18 protein-coding genes and 1 pseudogene are annotated in these 17,854 nt (G+C 61.9%); 8 read left to right on the top strand and 11 right to left on the bottom strand.

All coding sequences use genetic code 11. The annotated features are described in order from the left end of the window. Window positions 1-92: 92 nt before the first annotated feature. The 3 genes and pseudogenes from JFU04_RS05055 to JFU04_RS05045 all read right to left on the bottom strand — a co-directional run. Window positions 93-947, bottom strand: a pseudogene (locus tag JFU04_RS05055) (alpha/beta hydrolase); the annotation flags it as partial. Beyond that, on the bottom strand, window positions 944-2,338 hold the full coding sequence (locus JFU04_RS05050; protein ID WP_107338926.1) for an aspartate aminotransferase family protein: 1,395 nt from the start codon (window positions 2,336-2,338) through the stop codon (window positions 944-946). The pseudogene JFU04_RS05055 and the gene JFU04_RS05050, both read right to left, overlap by 4 nt. Further along, complete coding sequence (locus tag JFU04_RS05045) at window positions 2,331-3,041, bottom strand: MtnX-like HAD-IB family phosphatase (protein WP_065906809.1); 711 nt, start codon at window positions 3,039-3,041, stop codon at window positions 2,331-2,333. The genes JFU04_RS05050 and JFU04_RS05045 overlap by 8 nt, the downstream gene beginning before the upstream one ends. 239 nt (window positions 3,042-3,280) lie before the next feature. Between JFU04_RS05045 and JFU04_RS05040 the strand changes: the two genes are divergently transcribed. Beyond that, complete coding sequence (locus JFU04_RS05040) at window positions 3,281-4,051, top strand: MipA/OmpV family protein (protein WP_201143613.1); 771 nt, start codon at window positions 3,281-3,283, stop codon at window positions 4,049-4,051. A gap of 107 nt (window positions 4,052-4,158) precedes the next feature. On the opposite strand, the gene JFU04_RS05035 is transcribed toward JFU04_RS05040, so the two are convergent. After that, window positions 4,159-4,812: a DsbA family oxidoreductase gene (locus JFU04_RS05035; protein WP_065906813.1), complete on the bottom strand. Its 654-nt coding sequence runs from the start codon at window positions 4,810-4,812 to the stop codon at window positions 4,159-4,161. Window positions 4,813-4,864: 52 nt separating this feature from the next. Beyond that, window positions 4,865-5,884 (bottom strand): alpha/beta fold hydrolase, encoded by a 1,020-nt coding sequence (locus tag JFU04_RS05030; protein ID WP_065906816.1) that lies wholly within the window; start codon window positions 5,882-5,884, stop codon window positions 4,865-4,867. A 182-nt stretch (window positions 5,885-6,066) separates the two neighbouring features. On the opposite strand from JFU04_RS05030, the gene metR reads away from it, so the two are divergent. Next, the gene (gene metR, locus JFU04_RS05025; RefSeq protein WP_065906818.1) at window positions 6,067-6,984 is read left to right on the top strand and encodes a transcriptional regulator MetR; all 918 of its coding nucleotides are present in this window, start codon (window positions 6,067-6,069) and stop codon (window positions 6,982-6,984) included. 14 nt (window positions 6,985-6,998) lie between these two features. Here metR and JFU04_RS05020 read toward each other — a convergent pair whose 3' ends face one another. Beyond that, the gene (locus JFU04_RS05020) at window positions 6,999-7,412 is read right to left on the bottom strand and encodes an NUDIX hydrolase (RefSeq protein ID WP_120447732.1); all 414 of its coding nucleotides are present in this window, start codon (window positions 7,410-7,412) and stop codon (window positions 6,999-7,001) included. Window positions 7,413-7,578: 166 nt separating this feature from the next. Between JFU04_RS05020 and JFU04_RS05015 the strand changes: the two genes are divergently transcribed. Both JFU04_RS05015 and JFU04_RS05010 read left to right on the top strand, forming a co-directional pair. Next, window positions 7,579-8,178: a helix-turn-helix domain-containing protein gene (locus JFU04_RS05015; RefSeq protein WP_201143612.1), complete on the top strand. Its 600-nt coding sequence runs from the start codon at window positions 7,579-7,581 to the stop codon at window positions 8,176-8,178. A 52-nt stretch (window positions 8,179-8,230) separates the two neighbouring features. Then, entirely contained in the window at window positions 8,231-8,731 is a 501-nt protein-coding gene (locus tag JFU04_RS05010; RefSeq protein WP_120447730.1) for a RidA family protein, read from the top strand. Here the strand turns inward: JFU04_RS05010 and JFU04_RS05005 are convergent. The 4 genes from JFU04_RS05005 to JFU04_RS04990 all read right to left on the bottom strand — a co-directional run bounded on the left by JFU04_RS05005 (window position 8,726) and on the right by JFU04_RS04990 (window position 13,008). Continuing rightward, window positions 8,726-10,063: an HD domain-containing phosphohydrolase gene (locus JFU04_RS05005; protein WP_120447729.1), complete on the bottom strand. Its 1,338-nt coding sequence runs from the start codon at window positions 10,061-10,063 to the stop codon at window positions 8,726-8,728. The two genes, JFU04_RS05010 and JFU04_RS05005, sit on opposite strands and share 6 nt — an antisense overlap. A 172-nt stretch (window positions 10,064-10,235) precedes the next feature. Next, the gene (locus JFU04_RS05000) at window positions 10,236-10,508 is read right to left on the bottom strand and encodes a type B 50S ribosomal protein L31 (protein WP_025858669.1); all 273 of its coding nucleotides are present in this window, start codon (window positions 10,506-10,508) and stop codon (window positions 10,236-10,238) included. A 100-nt stretch (window positions 10,509-10,608) separates the two neighbouring features. Continuing rightward, complete coding sequence (locus JFU04_RS04995) at window positions 10,609-11,934, bottom strand: APC family permease (RefSeq protein ID WP_065906826.1); 1,326 nt, start codon at window positions 11,932-11,934, stop codon at window positions 10,609-10,611. A 252-nt stretch (window positions 11,935-12,186) separates the two neighbouring features. Further along, entirely contained in the window at window positions 12,187-13,008 is an 822-nt protein-coding gene (locus JFU04_RS04990; protein WP_201143611.1) for a carbon-nitrogen hydrolase family protein, read from the bottom strand. A 93-nt stretch (window positions 13,009-13,101) separates the two neighbouring features. Between JFU04_RS04990 and JFU04_RS04985 the strand changes: the two genes are divergently transcribed. After that, the gene (locus JFU04_RS04985) at window positions 13,102-13,866 is read left to right on the top strand and encodes a helix-turn-helix transcriptional regulator (protein WP_106805031.1); all 765 of its coding nucleotides are present in this window, start codon (window positions 13,102-13,104) and stop codon (window positions 13,864-13,866) included. On the opposite strand, the gene JFU04_RS04980 is transcribed toward JFU04_RS04985, so the two are convergent. Next, window positions 13,838-14,419: a hypothetical protein gene (locus JFU04_RS04980; protein ID WP_201143610.1), complete on the bottom strand. Its 582-nt coding sequence runs from the start codon at window positions 14,417-14,419 to the stop codon at window positions 13,838-13,840. The two genes, JFU04_RS04985 and JFU04_RS04980, sit on opposite strands and share 29 nt — an antisense overlap. A gap of 178 nt (window positions 14,420-14,597) precedes the next feature. Between JFU04_RS04980 and JFU04_RS04975 the strand changes: the two genes are divergently transcribed. From JFU04_RS04975 to JFU04_RS04965, 3 genes are all read left to right on the top strand, one after another. Then, window positions 14,598-16,217: an FMN-binding glutamate synthase family protein gene (locus JFU04_RS04975; RefSeq protein WP_201143609.1), complete on the top strand. Its 1,620-nt coding sequence runs from the start codon at window positions 14,598-14,600 to the stop codon at window positions 16,215-16,217. A gap of 67 nt (window positions 16,218-16,284) precedes the next feature. Then, the gene (locus tag JFU04_RS04970; protein ID WP_201143608.1) at window positions 16,285-16,581 is read left to right on the top strand and encodes a cupin domain-containing protein; all 297 of its coding nucleotides are present in this window, start codon (window positions 16,285-16,287) and stop codon (window positions 16,579-16,581) included. A gap of 132 nt (window positions 16,582-16,713) precedes the next feature. After that, complete coding sequence (locus JFU04_RS04965) at window positions 16,714-17,853, top strand: OpgC family protein (RefSeq protein WP_120447723.1); 1,140 nt, start codon at window positions 16,714-16,716, stop codon at window positions 17,851-17,853. Window position 17,854: the final 1 nt, after the last annotated feature.

The raw sequence follows: 17,854 nt of genomic DNA, 5'->3' as shown, positions 1-17,854 counted from the left end.
TCAGCATAAGCAGCAGGTTCAGCCTGCAAACCAGCTCCAGCATGCGAAGCTGCCTCACCCTGGAACACAGCTTCAGCCGCAGAAGCTCGTTGCCCCTGTGAAACCCGCTCACCACGGATGCGCGCATGCTGCTCGACAAACTCGGCACTCAACTCGATCACCCGGCGGTATTGCAGGTCGACGGTGATCATGTGATAGCAGTTGTCCAGCAGGATCTTGGTCACCGGCCCGCCGAGGTGGCGTTCCACGTAATCGGCGTTCCAGCGACTGGTGATGTCGTCCTCGATGGAGTGCAGCACCAGCGCCGGTACCTTGACCTCGGGCATGCGTTTCTTGACCACGGCGTTCATCCGATGCAACTCACGCACCGTGATGCCTTCCATGGTCAGCAGACCGGCTTCGCTGCTCTCCCCTTCCTTCATCTGGCGCTCGACGATCGCCCGCAGGCGTTCGTTCTTGATGCCATACGGCGGCTTCTCTTCGAAGCGGCAGATGTGCACGCCGAACGGAATCTTCATCAGCAATGGCGTCAGAAACGCCAGTTTGTGAATGCTCCAGCCGTCGTACTTCAAGGTGGTGGAATACATCAACAGCCCGGCGACTTGCCCAGGGTGCTCGGCGGCCACGTACATCGACATCACCGCGCCCATGGACAAGCCACCGACAAAGACTTGCGCGTGGCGTTGCCTGACCTGGACGAAGGTCTTGCGCACGCCTTCGTACCAGTCCAGCCAGCCGGTGGCCTGCAGGTCGCTGTTATCGCCGCAGTGCCCGGCCAGGGTGGGCACGTAGACCGTGCAGTTACCCGCCTTGGCCAGGCCCTTGGCGACCTGGCGCAATTCCGTCGGGGTGCCGGTCAGGCCGTGGATCAACAGGATCCCGACCGGACCTTCACCGAGAACGAAGCCGGCATCACCTTCACCGAGGTCGATCCCGAGGCTGTTCACCGTTTGGTCGCCCGCACCAGCAGTTGCTCGAGGAGCTTGAGGCCCAGGTCGATTTCCGGGTAGCTGATTTCCAGCGACGGTGCCAGGGTGATCACGTTTTTGTAGTAGCCGCCCACGTCGAGGATCAGCCCGAGTTTCTGGCCATCGACGACCATGTCGCCCTTCATGCCTTCCTCGACCATGTAGTCCAGGGTCGCCTTGTCCGGGGTGAAGCCATCCGGGCCGCAGATTTCGCAGCGCAGGGCCAGGCCCAGGCCGTCGACGTCGCCGATGATCGGGAAACGTTTCTGCAGGTCCTGCAGGCCTTCCAGGAAGTATTTGCCCTTGGCCATGACCATCGCGCCGTAGTCGACTTCGTTGGTCATCTTGAACATTTCCAGGCCGACCGCCGTACCCAGTGGGTTGGAGGCGAAGGTGGAGTGGGTCGAACCTGGCGGGAAGATCTTCGGGTTGATCAACTCTTCACGGGCCCAGATGCCGCCCAGTGGGTTGAGGCCGTTGGTCAGCGCCTTGCCGAACACGATCACGTCCGGTTGCACGTCGAAGTGCTCGATCGACCACAGCTTGCCGGTACGGTAGAAGCCCATCTGGATTTCGTCGGACACCATCAGGATGCCGTGCTGGTCGAGCACTTGCTTGAGTTCGCGGTAGAAGTTCATCGGCGGGATCACGTAACCGCCGGTGCCCTGGATCGGCTCGACGTAGAACGCGGCGTATTCACTCTGGCCGACTTTCGGGTCCCACACGCCGTTGTATTCGGTCTCGAACAGGCGGGCGAATTGCTGCACGCAGTGGCTGCCGTACTCTTCCTTGGTCATGCCTTTAGGGCCGCGGAAGTGGTATGGGAACGGGATGAACTGCGCACGCTCGCCGAAGTGGCCGTAGCGGCGACGGTAGCGGTAGCTGGAAGTGATCGACGACGCACCGAGGGTACGGCCGTGGTAGCCGCCTTCGAAGGCGAACATCAGGCTCTTGCCGTTGGTGGCGTTGCGCACCACTTTCAGCGAGTCTTCGATCGACTGCGAACCGCCGACGTTGAAGTGCACGCGACCGTCGAGGCCGAATTTTTTCTTGGCATCGACCGCGATCATTTCCGACAGCTCGATCTTGCCTTTGTGCAAGTACTGGCTGGCGATTTGCGGCAGGGTATCGATCTGCTGCTTCAACGCGTTGTTCAGGCGCGGGTTGGCGTAGCCGAAGTTGACGGCCGAGTACCACATTTGCAGGTCGAGGTAGGCCTGGTCTTCGGTGTCCCACACGTAGGAGCCTTCGCAACGACTGAAAATACGCGGCGGCTCGATGTAGTGAACGGTGTCACCGTAGGAGCAATACTTGGCTTCTTTATCCAGAAGGACCTGGTCTTCGGCGGTAGCGATACGGATATCAGACATGGTGGAAGAGTTCCTGATTTTCGGTAGACAGTTCGCCAGCAAAAGCGCTGGCGTTGGCGGCGATGCCCTGCGGCAGTTGCGCCAGCAATGCAGGCACTTCGGCAAAGGTGTCGAAGCGCGCGTGAGGAATGTTGTTGGCCACGCAGTAGTCGGCGAGGCTGCCTTTGGCGAACACGAAGTCGGCGGTGGAGGCCACGCACATGTCGGACTTGCCGTCGCCGATCACCAGCACGCGCTTGTTGCGCGGGGTGGACTTGCACTTGCAGTTGCCGGAAGCGGCACGGCAGGCATCGCTGGCATACGGGAAGTCGATGCGCCAGCTGTTCTGGTCGACCTGGCGCAGGCGGTTGGCGAGGATCGGCAGCAAGGTCACGTAGTTGCGCGACAGGATGCGCGCGATACCTTGTTCGATGCCGTCGCTGACCACTTCGATGGTCGCGCCCAGGCCCATGACGTGATCGACGAAATCCGGGAAGTCCGGATCGATCTCGACACTGTCGAAGTACGCCAGCAGTTCAGTCGGGGTCGCCTTGATCAGTGCCAGTTGGCGGCTCAGGCATTCGCGGGAACCGATATGCCCATCCAGCCATTCCTGTTCGATGGTTTCCCACTCGGGGCCGGCGAAGCGTTGGAGGACGTTGTCGATGACATCGGTGGGGGTGATGGTCCCGTCGAAGTCACACACGATATGCCAGTGGATCATTGCCTTTCCTTGAGTTGGAGGGCTTGAAGAAGAGCGCTCTGTGCGCTTGCCACTGGAGTAGAGCAGGGAGCGTGCCAACTGGCGAAAACCCAGCGGGGCTGGGCTTTGCGTGGATTTGTCGGGAGATATATGTCGCGCAAGCTACAATTTTTGTAGCTCGCTACAAACAAGATGAGTGCTTGCGCCAGGGATGCCCTTCGCGCGTGAATGCGCGTATGTCCAGATAAGGAAACCGCTGCATGTTCAAGGTGACTTCTGCTGTATTCGCCGGCCTGTTGGGGCTGTGGGGCTTTTCCAGCACGGCATTGGCCCAAGGCATTACCGGCGAGATGGGCGCGGGCGTCAGCTATCAACCCCACGACCCGACGGGCAGTCGCTACGAAACCCGGCCCATTCCCTACTTCGACCTGGACTGGGGCCCGGTCAGCCTGGGCACCGACGATGGCCTGACCTGGAGCGCGCTGGACACCCACGGCTTCACCGCCGGCCCGTACATCAATTACCTGCCGGGGCGTACCGCCAACGGCTCACTGCGCGGTCTGCGCAATGTCTCGGACATGGCCGAGGTGGGCGGTTTCATCCAATACGCGCCGGCCGACTTCTGGCGTGTATACGCCCAGATGGGCCAGGCCGTCGGCGGCGGACGTGATCAAAGCGGCGTGCTGGGCAAGGTCGGCGGCGAACTCGGCTACCCGCTCGGCGGCGGGATCATTGGCAGCACCGGCTTGCTGGCGCACTTTGCCGACGCCCGCCAGACCCAGACCTTTTTCGGCGTCGACGACAAGGAATCCGCGGCCTCGGGCATTCGCGCCTACAACGCGAGTGCCGGCTTCCAGAACCTGACGCTGACCCAGAGTTTCGAATTCCCCCTGGCGGACAACTGGTCACTGCTGACCAGCGCCAGTTGGGTCCACCTGGTGGGCTCGGCGGCCAACAGCACCATCGTCAAGGACACCGGGGATGTGAACCAGGGCCAGGTGCAGACCGCGATCAGCTACAAGTTCGACTGAAGAACCCGCGCCCCCTGCAGGCGCTGGCTTGCCAGCGATGCCGGCACCTCGGTCTATCCGGTAGACCGCGCAGACCATCGCAGGCAAGCCAGCCCCCACCCACAGGCTTAGCCCTTCGCCTCGCGGATGATCTGGCGAATCGCGCCCACGAAGGCGTCGGCCGGCTGGCCACCGCTGACCGCATACTGATCGTTGAACACGATGGTCGGCACCGAGGTCACGCCCCGGGATATCCACAACTGCTCTTGCTCGCGGACATCGGCGGCGTATTCGTCGGAGGCGAGAATCTCGGCCGCCCGCTTGATATCCAGCCCGACGCTTTCAGCAATGATTGCCAGCGTGGCGTGATCGGAAGGGTCCTGCTGGTCGGTGAAATACGCCTTGAACAGCGCTTCCTTGAGGTTGTACTGCAAGCCTTCCAGCCCGGCCCAGTGCAACAGGCGGTGCGCATCGAACGTGTTGTAGATGCGGCTCTGTCCATCGGTACGAAAGGCAAAGCCCAACGCCGCGCCCAAGTCGCGGATGCGCGCACGGTTGGCCTGGGATTCTTCGGCAGTGGAGCCGTACTTTTCAGTGATGTGCTCGACGATGTTCTGACCGATGGCCGGCATGTTCGGGTTCAGTTCGAACGGCTGGAAATGAATCTCGGCCTGCACCTCGGCGCCAAGCTGGTCGAGGGCTTCGGTCAGGCCACGCAGGCCGATGATGCACCAGGGGCAGGACACATCGCTGACGAAATCGATTTTCAGGGGAGTACTCATGGTAGGCAACCTCGCTGGCAATGCGCCGCAAAAATTGCACGATACACCAATGTCACAACACCTTCGAAGGCTCGCCCAGGTCAATCTGCGCCCAATGGGCGGCATCTTCGCGATGGGCTTGCAGGTACGGCAGCACTGCCGCCAGCAGCGGCGCCTTGAAGGCTTCCTGGAATCGATGGGCCAGGCCTGGAATCAGTTTCAGCTGGCTGCCCTGGATATGCGCCGCCAAATGCACGCCGTGCATCACCGGCAATAACGGGTCGGCCGTGCCGTGGACTACCAGGGTGGGCACGCGCAACTGGTTGAGCAACGGTACCCGGCTTGGCTCGGCGAGGATCGCCATGATCTGGCGCTTCACGCCGTCTGGGTTGAAGGCGCGGTCGTAGGACAGCGCCGCCTGCTGCAGCAACACCTGGCGATCATCTTTCACCGACGGGCTGCCCAGGGCTGCCAACAAATCCGCCTGCTGTTCCAGCGCGACTTCACGGTTTGGTGCGCTGCGCCGCGACAGCAATTGCACCAACGCCGCACTCGGCGCCGGCAACCCTTCGGCGCCGGAACTGGTCATGATCAGCGTGAGGCTTTCGACCCGCTGCGGCGCCATGGCCGCCAGGTGCTGGGCGATCATGCCGCCCATGCTCGCGCCCAGCACATGGAATTGGCGGACCTGCAACGCGTCCATCAGGCCCAGGGCGTCGTCGGCCATGTCAGTCAGCGTGTAGGGCGCCGCCACCGGCAGGCCGAGCTTGTAGCGCAGCACTTCGAAGGTCAGGTTGGCGCTGGCAGGTGCCTGTCGCCAGGTGGACAGGCCGACATCCCGGTTGTCGTAGCGGATCACCCGAAAGCCCTGTTCGCACAACGCCACCACCACTTCATCCGGCCAGTGGATCAACTGCCCGCCCAGGCCCATGACCAGCAGCAACGCGGGATCGGACGCCCGCCCGATGCTCTGGTAGGCGATGCTGACCGTTTCCAGGTCGACCGTTTGGGTCGGGACATTGACATCACATCGAGACGCCGCAAAAGACGGCAGGCCGAACATGAAAGCGGCCAATAAAAGCAACACGCGCATGGAAAACACCGAAACACAGAACCCCAGTAGAGCGCGAGTCTGATGAAGTTTGTTCGAGCGCGCTGCCACAGTTGCGTGACAGTTTGATGAAGAGTGCCCAGTGGTCATGGTCGACACGGCCTGCAACATGAGACAAACTCACGCCATTCCAATTCTTCACAAATTGTTTTCATGGAGAGCCCGTGCTCGAAATCCGCCACCTCAAGACCCTGCACGCCCTGCGCGAAGCCGACAGCCTGGTAGAAGCCGCCGAGCGCCTGCACCTGACGCAGTCGGCGCTGTCCCACCAGTTCAAGGAGTTGGAGGAACGCCTGGGCATGCCGTTGTTCGTGCGCAAGACCAAGCCGCTGCGCTTCACCAGCGCCGGCCTGCGTCTGCTGCAACTGGCCGATGCGACCCTGCCGCTGCTGCGCGGCGCCGAGCGTGACATCGCACGATTGGCCGGCGGTACCGCCGGGCGTTTGCACATGGCGATCGAGTGCCACAGCTGTTTCCAATGGCTGATGCCGACCATCGACCAGTTCCGCGATGCCTGGCCGGAAGTCGAGCTGGACCTGGCCTCGGGCTTCGCCTTTGCGCCGCTGCCAGCCCTGGCCCGTGGCGACCTGGACCTGGTGGTGACGTCCGATCCACTGGAATTGCCGGGCATCACCTACGTGCCGTTGTTCACCTACGAAGCCATGCTCGCGGTGGCCAATCAACACCCACTGGCGCACAAGTCCTACATCGTGCCCGAAGACCTGCTGACCGAAACCCTGATCACCTACCCGGTGGAGCGCGACCGCCTGGACATTTTCACGCGCTTCCTCGAGCCGGCCGATGTGGAACCGGCCCAGGTGCGCACCTCGGAGCTGACGGTGATGATGATGCAACTGGTCGCCAGCGGCCGCGGCGTGTGCGGCATGCCCCATTGGGCGCTGCATGAATACAGCTCACGGGGTTACGTGAAGGCCAAGCGCCTGGGCGAGAAAGGCCTGTTTGCCACGCTGTATGCGGGCATCCGCGCGGACATGCTGGACGCGCCGTATATGCGCGACTTCCTGCTGACGGCCAAGGACACCTCGTTTTCCACCCTGGATGGCGTCAGCGCGGTGCGCTGACGCGCAAGGGGCGATCAGGCCGGGGTGGTCAGCGACGCGCGATAGAACGGCAGGATCAGATCACGGGTCAACGGCGCCAACAGCAAGCCACCATCGCCGGCGGGGTCGATCCAGCGCACCTCTTCAATCTCGGCGGCAGGGGTGACCGGGACGTCGATCTGCACCTGGAACAGCTCGGCTTCCACGGTGAAACCCGGCTCGTTGACGGCAGGTGCCGAAAACTGGCCGAGGTAGGTCGCAGCGCCGGGCTCGATACGCAGGTTCAGCTCCTCAAACAGCTCACGCGCCAGCGCCTCGGCAGGTTGCTCGCCGGCGTCGATCTTGCCGCCAGGTTGCATGAACGCCTGGGTGCCGCGCTTGCGCACCAGCAGGGTCTGGCCGTCACTGCCGATCAAAAGCGCGGCGGCGATGCGGATGGTCGAGGGCATGGGAAATCTTCCTTGGAAAGCAAAAGGCGCAAGGATCACATGCCGGCCAGCGCTTCAGCAAACGCCGCAGTCTCTGAACAAATAATTCAATTAACATGAACGCTGCATTCAAGCCCATTGACAAACTATTGAACATTTTGTTCAACTGAATGGAACAAAGCAATCAATGACCACTGTATTGCCACCCCACGCCGACATGGCCGTGCTGGGCCAGAAAATCCGCGATTTTCGCAAAATGCGTCAACTGACCGTGCGCCGCCTGGCCGAAGAGGCAGGCACCAGCGCGAGCATGATCAGCCAGATCGAGAACGGCAAAGCCGCTCCAGGTTTCGCCAACCTTGTGCGAATCGCCAATGCACTGGGTGTTTCACTGGGCGACTTGGTCAGCGACGCCAAAATCAGCTCGACTTCGCGTGTGGTTCGCCAGGCCGAACGGCCCTATGTGAAGTGGGGAGTGCGGTCGCGCAAGTATTTGATTACGCCGAGGCCGTTCAAGCACGTTGAAGCCTACGAACTGGACATGGCCCCAGGCGACCGGACAGGCCAGTTGACCTACGGCGACACCTCGGTACTGGTGATTGTCACTGCCGGGCACGGCAGCATTCAGGTCAACGAGGATATTTTTGAAATGCAGGAAGGCGACAGCCTGGCGTTCAGCACTGCCGAACCCCATGAGTTCGCCAACCTGGCAGACAGCCCCTTTCGCGCGATTTTCGTGCTGACGCCCCCGGCCACTGCGCTTAAAGGCGAACGCCACGAAGGCTGAACCCCAAGGGTTCTGGCACCTCCGCGCCCAGTCACTAAACCGGAGTACGGAAATGCCCATCACCCTCTTCAGAAGACATCTGATCAAAGGCCTGCTCGCGACGGCGGCCCTGCCCCTATTGGCCTACACCGCCAGCCGCAGCGCCGTGGCGAGCACGCTGAAAAACTCGATACTCAACCCCTGGCGCTGGCAGGACGCACATGGTTTTGTGCAGGGCCGGGTGATCAGCGCCAACGCCCGCCTGATCCTCTGCGCCGGGCAAACCTCAGTCGATGCCGACGGTAACCCGCTGCACAAAGACGATATGGCCGCGCAGATCCTCCAGGCGCTGGACAACCTGGAGACGGTACTTGCCGAAGGTGGTGCTCAATTGGGGCAGGTCGTGCGGGTGACGTACTACGTGAAAGACATGGCGCAGTTTTTTGAAGCCATGCCGGTGCTGACGCAACGCCTGGGTGAAAAAGGCTGCCACCCGACCTCGACCCTGATCGGCGTCGCCGCGCTGTTTCACCCCGATATTCTGTTCGAGATCGAGGCCACAGCCGCCTTATGACAACACCTCGAGGTGCTTGATAAACACGCTGTAGCGCGCACCCTCCATGGTTTCGAACGCGATCAACTTGTCCACCAGCGGCAGGTTCAGCACCTTGCCGGCATTGAGCAGCAGCATGCCGTTGTCGGCATTCAGATTGCGCGCCAGCACCATGCCCTCCTCCAGCTCGCGGGTGCCGAGCACTTTGACGTTGGGGTCGCCCAAGGTCACGTCATTCAAGTAGGTTGCGCAGACCTGCACAAAGTCTTCGACCAACAGCGGGTCATACAGCCGCCCGGCGTATTTGCGGATGTACAGCAGCGCTTCATCGCTGTTCATCTGCCGCTCGAGGATCAGACCCTTTTGCAGCTCGATAAAATCCACTGCCAACTTCAACAGCCGCGACCCGGCGGGAATCGCTTCGCCCTTGAGGTGATCGGGGAAGCCACTGCCGTCCCAGCGCTCCTGATGATGGCGGATCAGGCGTGCGGCATCTTTCATCGGCTCCAGGGTCATCAGCAGTGATTCGCTCTGGGCCGGGTAGGCGCGATACCGTTCGCGGTCGCTGCTGTGCAGCAAGTCCGAGGGCGAGGCCATCATGCTGTCGCTCCAGCTCAACTTGCCGATGTTGTAGAGCGCGGCGGCCATGGTCAGGTCGCGATTGCTGGCGCAGTCCTCGCCATGGGCCACGCACCAGGTGCGTACCAGTTCGATGATCTGCCGGTTGGTCTGCTTCGCGCGCGGCAGGCGCAGGTTGGCCAGCAGCGAGAACACCTCGGCGCCGGTGGCATAGCTGTGCTTGAGTTCTTCGTAGGCCAGGTCAAGCATGTCGGCGGTTTGCTGCAGCTCGCTGGTGCGCGAGGCCACGCGTTTTTCCAGGGTCGTGTTGAGCTGCTTGAGTGCGTCGTTCTGCTGCTGGATCAGTTGCTCCAGCCGCGCACGCTCGCGCTCCGAATGCTGATGCGCCAGGGATTGGCGCAGCGCCAGCAACAACTCTTCATCCTTCCAGGGTTTGCTCAGGTAGCGGTAGATCTCGCCTTCGTTGATGGCCTTGATGATCAGGGTCAGGTCGGTCTCGCTGGTCAGCAGGATGCGCACCGTATGGGGATAGTGCTGGTGGATATGTGCCAGCAATGACGCGCCGTCCATGTCGGGCAGGCGCGCAGCGCTCATCACCAGGTCGACGGGTTGGCTGGCGAGAATGGCCAGGGCATCGGCCGCGCAAGTGGCGCTGTGCAGTTCGAAGGGCTCCAGCCGCAGCAGGTGCGTCAGGCTGTGCAGCACCTGCGGATGGGCATCGATCAGCAGCACGACGGCGCGTTCGGTATCGGTGAAAGCCACTGACTCTCCCATGGCACACCTCGGATCGTCGGTTGGGTTTCCTTGTTGTTGTGGTTCACGGCCTCCTTGGCGATTACTGAGGAGTTTAGTTGGTTTTCGCCAAAGTAATGGCCTTACGATATCAACCCACAAAAAAAAGCCGCTCCATTCTCTGGAGCGGCCTTCGAGGTGAAACGCGGAGCCCTCACGCCTCGGTTTTTTTCGGGCTGGAGCCAAACGAAGCGAAACGCTTGTTGAACCCGGCAATACGGCCTTCGGCCTGGGTCTTGCGCTGTTGGCCGGTGTAGATCGGGTGCGAGGCGCTGGACACGTCCAGCGGGATGTAAGGGTAGGTGTTGCCGTCGCTGTGTTTATGCGTGCGGTCGCTGTCGGCGGTGGAGCCGATCAGGAAGAACACATCGGCGGCGGTGTCATGGAACAACACGGTACGGTAGTCGGGATGGATACCAGCTTTCATAAGGCCTCCGGGGCGTCTGGGTGCATTTGATGTGTTATACAGTAACACAAATCATGCACCCAAACGAGAACCGATTGCAATAAGAATAGGCCGTACGCTTCTATGCGGCCTCCTGGAAGTCCATTTCCGGCGGCTGTCGGGAGAAGCCGCGCGTGAGGAAACCCAGGTAAACCAGGCCGATCGCCAACCAAACCAGGCCCAGGTAGATCGCCAGGTGGTCGAGGCTGATCATCAGCCACAGATCCGCCAGCAAGCCAATGGTCGGGAACACCAGGAACAGGATCAACTCACGGACACCACGCTGCTGGGCGCCGATCCAGTAGTGAAAGATCACCGACAGGTTCACCAGGCTGAACGCCAGGAACGCGCCGAAGTTGATGAACGATGTGGAGGTGGTCACGTCCAGCTTCAACGCCAGCAACGCCACCGCTGCACACAGCAGGATACTGTTGACCGGCGTGCCGAACCGCGCATGCAAGGTGCCGAAGAACGACTTGGGCAACACGCCGTCGCGGCCCATCGCAAACAGCAGGCGCGAACCACTGGCCTGGGCCGACAGCCCCGAGGCGAACTGGCCGACGATCAGGCCGATCAGGAAGATCGACACGAACAGGTCGCCGCCGATGTTGCGCGCGATTTCATACGCCGCCGAATCGACATTGGCGAATTCGAAGGACGGATGGGCGATCTGCACGAAATAGGACACCGCCACGAAAATCAGCCCGCCGATCAGCGTGATCAACATGATCGCCCGAGGGATGGTGCGGCGAGGGTCGCGGGTTTCTTCGGTGAGGGTGCTGACCGCGTCAAAACCCAGGAACGAATAGCAGGCGATGGCGGCGCCGCTCATGATCAGCGGCATCTGCATCTGGCCGTTGAAGAACGGGGCGACGGTCCACAAGGGCTTGCTCGCATCACCGCCGATGTAGTGGATGCACAGCGCGACAAACGCGATCAGCACCAGAAACTGCACCAGCATCAGCAACGCGTTGATGCCATTCGCCAGCTTGAGGCCAATGATGTTGATGACGCTGGTGATGCCGATAAACGCCAGCACCCAGACCCATTGCGGCACCGCAGGGAACGCCGAGTTGAGGTACGCCGCGCCGATCAGCCAGATGGCCATGGGCAGGAACAGGTAGTCGAGCAACACCGCCCAGCCGGCGATAAAGCCCAGCTTGGGGCTGATCGCCTTGCGCACGTAGCTGTAGGCGGAACCGGCCACCGGGAACGCCGAGGCCATGCGCCCGTAGCTCATGGCGGTAAAGAACATTGCCACCAGCGCTGCCAGGTAGGCGGCAGGGACCATGCCGGCGGTGGATTGCGCGAGGATGCCGAAGGTGCCGAGCACAATGATCGGCGTCATATAGGCGATGCCAAACAGCACCACCGACCCTAACGACAGGGTGCGTTGCAAACGAGCCATGAGCGATTCTCCGCTGATTTATTAGATTTATGGCAGAACTGAAGTCGGTGAAGCGGACGTCTTTTTTCTTATGGTCAAACCGATTTACAAGGCCAGGCCAATTGATAGGCCCAGCCGTTTTATTGTGGCGAGCGGGCTTGCCCCGCGTTGGGCTGCGCAGCAGCCCCCATTGCGTTCAGCGCATTTCTCCAGACAACCCGCGGTGGCAGGTTTTGGGGCCGCAGGGCAAGCCCGCTCGCCACAGGAGCTCCATCAGTTTCCAGGGATCAGCAGCTCGCGTGTGCCGTCAGGGTGCTCAATCACCTCACCGGGCAATTTCAAGCGCTGGTCATCCAGGTAGCGGTAGTCCTTGCGCGCCGCCGCCAACTGGTCGAGGTCCAGCTCGACGGTAAATTGCCCGGCCTCGCGCCCGGCTTCGAACAGCAAGGTGCCGAACGGGTCCACCAGGGCGCTGCCACCGGCGAACAGCAGGCCGCCATCGCCCTCTTCCACGCGGTTGACCATCAGCGCAAACGCCTGGTTTTCCTGGGCCCGAGCCATGATCGCGGTGCGGTGCGTGGGGCCGTACGGGTCCATGTTGCCGTTGGTGACGATCAGCAATTCAGCACCCAGCTGCGCATTCGCACGGGCGCTTTCCGGGAACTCGATGTCGTAGCAGATCAGCAGGCCCACGCGCACGCCGTTCCACACGCAGGTGGCGTAGCGATCGCCCGGGGTGAACACGCCACGGTCCGAGGCCCACAGGTGGGTCTTGCGATAACGCAGCGCGATACCTTCGGGGGTGATCAGCAAGGTGGTGTTATAGAATTGGCCGCCGTCGCTTTCGGCCATGCCGATCACCACCGCGATATTGCGCGCCTGGGCGGCCTGGATAATCGCCTGCACAGTAGGGCCATCCAACGGCTCGGCGATAGCGGCGACGGTCTCGGCTGTCGGGAAGCCCATGAGGTGGGTTTCCGGGAATACGATCAGCTGCGTGTCGCTTGCACTTGCAGCAATCGCCGCCAACGCGCGCTCAAGGTTGTAAGCTGTGCCGTTATCGCGGCCTGCCAACTGGGCAAATTCGACCTTCATGGGACATCCTGTGGTTTTATCTGTGGCGCAGTATGCGCAGCCGCACACGCCGGGGAAATCACGCCGCCGGGGTAACCCTATGGGGGTAGACGAATGACCGTTTCGCTGCAAGACATCGCCTGGCACCGTTCAGTCGGGCAAATGATAGACGCCCTCGACCAGGCCAACTTCTGGACCCAACTGGTGCGCCTGCTCGACCAGTACGTGCCGTTCGACAGTTGGGTGGTGTTGCTGTTCAGCAGCGAGCACCGCCCGCTGGTGTTCGCCGAATGCCCGGGCGCCGACGGCACCCCGGACCATTTGTTCCAGGATTATCTCAACGGCCTCTACCTGCTCGACCCTTTCTATATCGCCAGCCGCGAGCACTCGCACACCGGCCTGCTACGCCTGGCTGAAGTGGCGCCGGAGCATTTCGAACTCACCGAGTACTACCAGCGTTACTTCCGCCTCAATGTGGTGGCCGATGAAATTCAGTTCAATTGCCACCTGCCGGACGGGCGCACCCTGTGCCTCTCCCTGGGCTCGAAGCAGCGTTTCGACCCGCAGCAGATTGCCCTGCTGTCGCTGATCCAGCCCTGGGTGCTGAGCCTGCTGCGCCAGCGCCTGCCCTTTGAACTCAACCAGGTCAGCACCCCACAGCCGCCGATCCAGAATGACGACTGGGGCGCCCAACTCACCGCCCGCGAGCTGGACGTGGGCCGCCTGATGCTCAGCGGCTGCTCCAGCAAGGAGATCGCGCGCAAGCTGGAAATCTCGGTGGAAACCGTGAAAGTCCATAAGAAGCACATGTACAGCAAGCTGGGGATCAAATCCCAGTCGGAGCTGTTCTCTATTTTCCTGCAAGCGCAGCGGAACTAGCCGCGACGCCCCTCACGGAGTGGGACAGCGCCAGCGTCGACTTGACCGAGTCGGGCGTGGATTCGTTATGGGCCACCGCTTGCGTGTAGCCATCGGCAACCGCCATCCAATCGCCCCTCGCAGCCCCCAGAGCCGCCGTGGCCAGGCCCGTCTGCAGGGTTTTATCAACACCGTTTATCATCCCCGCCAACGCGCCGCCCAAGCTGCCGTCGGACTTTTCCACCCCATGGAGCATGTTGCTCAAGCCGGGAATAAACCAGGTGTTGCGAGCAACGTCGCCCGCTGCCTTTTGTAGCCCAGTGCGCTCGGCGCCTCCCGGCATTTGCGCTGATGCGGCCCGTGGGTGGTGACCCGATGAAGAGGAGAATTGCTGGTCGAGCCTGGACCTGACCAAGGGGTTGTCATTGCGCAAGCCGGACGGAAATTGGCGATGGGTCGGTGTGATGAACGGCTCACGCCCGGAAGCCACTTGAGGCGCAGCAGGACGCGCCTCCGGCGCCTGGGTCAGGCGTGTCAGGAGATCCACCGCAGTCAGGGCAGTATTGATATTCATGGTCGGCTCACTTTGGGAGAGGTTGAGGAACGTGTGTTTAAGTGGCTCGGGGCAACCGATGAGTTCCGCGCGCCAACCCCTCTGAAATGGGCCTCTGCGCGCTCAAACCTTGTCCGCGGTTTCGCAACAGGCGCAGAATGGGTGATCGACCTTCAGAGTTGAACCAAGGAAAAACCGTATGAGCCTGTCCTTGTTAAGCCGTTACGCGTTCTTTGCTGCCTGTGTCATTTTCACCCTCGCCAGCCTCCCTTTTATCGAACATGAATGGCTGTGGCCCATCACTCTGGTCACCGGTGTGCTGAGCCTGATCGGTCTGTTCGACCTGCTGCAAAGCCCCCACGCTGTACGCCGTAACTACCCGATCCTGGGCAATATCCGTTACCTGGTGGAAGCCATCCGCCCGGAAATCCGTCAGTACCTGCTCGAGTCCGACAGCGACGCCCTGCCCTTCTCGCGGGCCCAACGTTCGCTGGTGTATTCGCGCGCCAAGAACGAAACCGCCGACAAACCCTTCGGCACGCTGATCGACGTGTACCAATCGGGCTTCGAATTCATCGGCCACTCCATGCGCCCCGCGCCGCTGAGCGACCCCAGCGCATTTCGCGTCATGGTTGGCGGCCCGCAGTGCACGCAGCCGTACTCGGCCTCAGTGTTCAATATCTCGGCGATGAGCTTTGGCTCGTTGAGCGCCAACGCCATCCGCGCGCTGAATCAGGGCGCCAAGCTCGGCAACTTTGCCCACGACACCGGCGAAGGCAGCATCAGCCCTTATCACCGCGAAAACGGCGGCGACCTGACCTGGGAACTGGGCAGCGGCTACTTCGGCTGCCGCACCAGCGACGGGCGCTTCGACCCCGAGCGCTTCGCCGTGCAGGCACAGAACCCGCAAGTGCGCATGATCGAAATCAAGATGAGCCAGGGTGCCAAGCCGGGCCATGGCGGGATTCTGCCCAAGCACAAAGTCACCCAGGAAATTGCCGATACCCGCGGCATCCTGATGGGCGAAGACTGCATCTCGCCGTCACGCCACAGTGCCTTCTCCACCCCGGTCGAAATGATGCAGTTCATCGCGCAGTTGCGTGAACTGTCCGGCGGCAAGCCAGTGGGCTTCAAATTCTGCCTGGGTCACCCGTGGGAGTTCATGGGCATCGCCAAGGCCATGCTCGAAACCGGCATCCTCCCGGACTTCATCGTGGTCGACGGCAAGGAAGGCGGCACCGGTGCCGCGCCGGTAGAGTTCACCGACCATATCGGCGTGCCGCTGCGTGAAGGCCTGCTGTTCGTGCACAACACCCTGGTGGGCCTGAACCTGCGCGACAAGATCAAGCTCGGCGCCAGCGGCAAGATCGTCAGCGCCTTCGATATCGCCAGCGTCCTGGCCATCGGTGCCGACTGGGCCAACTCGGCGCGTGGCTTCATGTTCGCCATTGGTTGCATCCAGTCGCAAAGCTGCCACACCAACAAATGCCCGACCGGCGTCGCGACCCAGGACCCGCTGCGCCAGCGCGCCCTGGTGGTACCGGACAAGGCCCAGCGCGTGTTCAACTTCCATCGCAACACGTTGAAGGCCCTGGCAGAAATGCTCGCTGCCGCAGGTCTCGACCACCCTTCGCAACTGTCGGCCAAGCACTTGGTGCGGCGCATGTCGGCCACCGAAATCAAGCTGTTCTCGCAGCTGCATGTGTTCCTCAAACCTGGCGAATTGCTCACCGGCGAAGTCAACGGCGAGTTTTATTCGCGCATGTGGCAGATGGCGCGGGCGAACAGTTTCGAGCCCAACGAAGTGGCCGCCGCCTGACCGCTAGACACACCCCCTCCCCGCTGAACCGGACCACCGACGGCATCGTTGAAACAAGGAGATTCACATGCCGTTACTGGACTTTTCCGCCATCGCCGCACAGCTGCCCGATACCTGGAAATCCACGCGCCTGGGCCAGGTCGGCCCGGCGCGGATCAAGGTGTTGCGCATGGATGAGCGCGCGTACGAGGAAGAAACCCACGACTACAACGAAGGGCTGCTGGTGGTGAGCGGCCAGTTACGCCTGCGCATCGGCGCAGAAGAAATCCGTGTGCAAGCCGGCCAGATGTACCTCGTGCACGCCGGCACCCCTCACGCTGTACTCGCCGGTAGCCAGGGCACGCTGGTGATCATTGATGTCTAGAGACATTCAGTAATACCCAACCTTTGCAATTGCGTATAAATACCGCCAACCTGCGCCCGCCCGACGTGCGGCGTACGACGATGTGCGCGTTCGCCTGTCATTACTAAACCTATTGTTCAAGAGCCCGCTGCCATGCTGAACGGACGCGACCCACGCATCGATTTTTTTCGGGGCCTGGCGTTGATCTTCATCTTCTGGGATCACGTCCCCCACAACCCCCTCGGCCAGATCACCCTGCGCAACGTCGGCTTCAGCGATGCCGCGGAAGTGTTCGTGTTCCTCGCCGGCTACGCCGCGGTGCTCGCCTACGGCAAGATCCTGCAACGCGACGGCTACTGGATGGCCTCGCTGAAAATCCTGCGCCGCACCTGGGTGTTGTATGTGGTGCATATCTTTTTGCTGGCGATGCTGATGGGCATCGTGTTCTTCGCCAACAGCCACGTGGAAACCCGTGACCTGGTCGAGGAGATGGGCCTGACGCACTTCATCACGCACCCGCAACAGGCCCTTACCGATGAACTGCTGCTGCGTTTCAAACCCAACCTGATGGACCCGCTGCCGCTGTATATCGTGCTGCTCGCCGGATTGCCACTGGTGCTGCCGTTGCTGTTGCGCAAGACCTGGCTGGTGGTGGGCGCGTCGGCGACGGTGTACCTGCTGGCGCCATGGATGGGCTGGAACCTGCGGGCGATTGCCGACGGCGTGTGGTACTTCAACCCGGTGACCTGGCAGTTTCTGTTTATCCTGGGTGGCGCGGCCGCGCTCCATGCCGGACGGGCGCGTGCGCCTGAACCCCGTCCGCTGCTGCGCCAACCGCTGTTCGTCACGGCGGCGCTCTACACCTTGGCTGCCGCAGTGCTGACGCTATCCTGGCGCTGGCCCGAGGTGCACGACGCGCTGATGCCCGCGTGGCTCAGCGATGTGATCTACCCCATCAGCAAGACCGACCTGTCGCCGCTGCGCCTGCTGCACTTCCTGGCCCTGGCCTACGTCACCGCCAAGCTGCTGCCCGGTCGCGGCTGGACGCAGAATTGGTGGGCGCAGCAAAGCTGCCGCATGGGTCGCTATTCCCTGGAAGTCTTCTGCCTCGGCGTGTTGCTGGCGCCTCTGGCGGACATGCTCAACGCCATGGCTGACGACGCCTGGACCATGCAGATTTTCAGTGCGCTGCTGGGGCTGGCACTGATGGCGGGGCTGGCGGCATGGCTGGAGTTCAACAAGCGTTTGAACCTGGCCCAGGGCACTGCACTGCCAAGCACGTCAGTTGGCTGAG

This window comes from Pseudomonas sp. TH21 (assembly GCF_016651025.1).
Lineage (GTDB): Bacteria > Pseudomonadota > Gammaproteobacteria > Pseudomonadales > Pseudomonadaceae > Aquipseudomonas > Aquipseudomonas aylmerensis.
Note: the sequence above shows the minus strand (reverse complement) of the source record. Positions and strands in the feature narration are given on the sequence as shown.